Origin of the sequence: Bacillus sp. 220_BSPC (genome assembly GCF_001054655.1) — a bacterium.
GTDB lineage: Bacteria > Bacillota > Bacilli > Bacillales > DSM-1321 > Peribacillus > Peribacillus frigoritolerans.
In genome coordinates this window covers 1-2,229 of sequence record NZ_JVPL01000274.1, presented here as the reverse complement: position 1 = coordinate 2,229, position 2,229 = coordinate 1, and the positions used below count along the sequence as shown (strand labels likewise).

Here is a 2,229-nt window from a genome sequence, read left to right as displayed (position 1 = left end):
CCTGAAGAAATGATTCGAATAAAAGAGGAATCATCTGAACTATATAAAGCCTTAGGGGAAATCAAAGATACATATCGAAAGGTGATCGTTTTAAGAAAAATCAAAGGTTTTTCTATTGAGGATACAGCAAAGATATTGAGTTGGTCTGAGAGTAAAGTTAAATCGACTCTTTTTAGAGCTATTCCTGCATTGAAAAAACAATTAATAAAGGAGGGTTATTTGGATGAAAAAACAATATGAAGATACTGATTTTGATAGTTCTTTAAAGAAGTTAAATGCCGATCTAATGTGGAAAACAACACAAAAACAAGAACTGAAAAAACGAATCATTACTAGTATTGAAAAATTGGAATCCCAAGAGAAAAATAAGAACCCAATCCTAGTAACTCGTATCAAAAAAGTAAGTTGGATCAGGACGTTAACATACTTTGCTATCGCATTGGTCATATTATTTAGTTTATTTATTGGCTCAGCTTTCATCTCTCCTGCAATGGCAGAAGTGGTCTCAAAAATTCCATTCTTAAACTCAATTATGAATAAAGAACCGGTTGGTACTATTATTAATGAAGAATTAAGCGAGAAGGGCTACAAATTTAGTGGTCCTAATATTAACTATCCCAATAAAACGATAACTATAACTGTTGAGGGTTCTAATCAATATTATAAAAGTGTTAAAGGTGAAATTGAAGGTATTGTGAAGGATATATTACAATCAAACAATTATGATGCTTATAAAGTTAAAATAGAAAAAAATGTGGATGTTCCTTATAGCGAAGATGAAAAGAAACACATTGAAGAGCTAGAAAAAAAGTATAAGAAGGATATGGTACTTTCGAGGGCTCTTGATAAAGTTTTTGAAAAGTATCACATCTTACAGTATGGTGTGAATCCCAATAAGACAATAGAAATAGCCCTACCGGACACCGAAACAAATACAGATGAAATTAAAAAAGAAATTAATAATATACTGCAGAAAACAACAAAGGAGAAATACTCAGTCAAATTTAATAAAGTAGACATGGATAAAAGAGATCGAGACAAAAGATGGATGACGATTCTAGATTCCATTACTGATGAATTAATTGGTAAAAGGGATTATAAAGTTACGTTGACTGGATATTCCATCAACCCAGAACCTAGGATTGATATATGGACGTCTTTAAATAGCTCGGATCCTGATTCAAAGGAACATGGTGATAATATCGAAAAGGTCCTTAAAAAATATCTGAATTCTAAAGAAATGCAACCATTGGTTAAAAATGATTCATACAAAATTTATGTATACAGTAAGGATAAAAAGAAGATAAATTAAACTAGCATACATCTCTAACTTTCAGTTTTTTTGGAATTAACGGAGGCTTAGTTTAATTAGGGAGGGTTGCTGCGGCAACCTTTTTTTAATGAACTAACGGGTGCTTTAGCTGAAGATCAGGGCTGTCTTAAAGACAGCTCTTTCTTTATGCAACTATCGGGACAGGTTAGTGGAAGATGTAACTATAAATATAAAACATTAACCATAAGAGATTCTTATGTATTTTTATAAATAATATAAAATTTTATTTACGTTGGAAGTTTAGTATCCTTGTATTAAGGGGAATTTTGGTAAAATTTGAATTCATTAGGGGGTGCTAAAATGATTAAAGGATTACATCACGTTCAGATAACTATTCCAAAGGAGACTGAAGAAAAGGCTAAAAATTTCTATTGTGGTATTTTAGGTTTACAAGAAATCGAAAAACCCGAATCCCTTAAAGGACGAGGAGGATTTTGGTTAAAAGTCGGTGATAAAGATGTACATATAGGAACAGAAGATGATTTTGATAGATTGAAAACTAAAGCACATATTGCTTACGAAGTAGAAGACATCTCATATTGGAAAAATAGATTAACAAAAGAGAATATACAAATACTTGATGGTGTTCCAATTCCAAATTTTGAACGATTTGAATTTAGAGACCCATTTGGTAATAGGGTAGAAATGATTCAAAATTTGAACTTATAAGTTCTTTTTTGAAACATAGAGTACATAGAAGGCCTTAATGAACTAACGGGTGCGTTAGTTCATTAAGGATCACAAAAATAATCAATCTTTTTATAAAGTAATCAAGAAGATTAAAAATATATGGTGTTCGAAAAAGGGGAGGGAATAGATATTGCCTTCCCCTTTGTGTTTACAGATAAATTTGTATGACTGTATTGTTTATAATGTACTCGATTTTGTATCTCAAA

3 protein-coding genes are annotated in these 2,229 nt (G+C 31.1%); all 3 read left to right on the top strand.

What is annotated here, in order from left to right; translation table 11 throughout:
- A partial coding sequence (locus ADA55_RS21685) for an RNA polymerase sigma factor (protein ID WP_048687546.1) occupies window positions 1–240 on the top strand: 240 nt, incomplete at its 5' end.
- Window positions 224–1,312 (top strand): DUF4030 domain-containing protein, encoded by a 1,089-nt coding sequence (locus ADA55_RS21680; protein WP_048687545.1) that lies wholly within the window; start codon window positions 224–226, stop codon window positions 1,310–1,312. The genes ADA55_RS21685 and ADA55_RS21680, both read left to right, overlap by 17 nt.
- 321 nt (window positions 1,313–1,633) lie before the next feature.
- Window positions 1,634–2,002 carry a VOC family protein gene (locus ADA55_RS21675; protein WP_048687544.1) on the top strand — a complete coding sequence of 123 codons (369 nt, stop codon included), beginning with the start codon at window positions 1,634–1,636 and terminating at the stop codon, window positions 2,000–2,002.
- The last annotated feature ends 227 nt before the right edge of the window (window positions 2,003–2,229 follow it).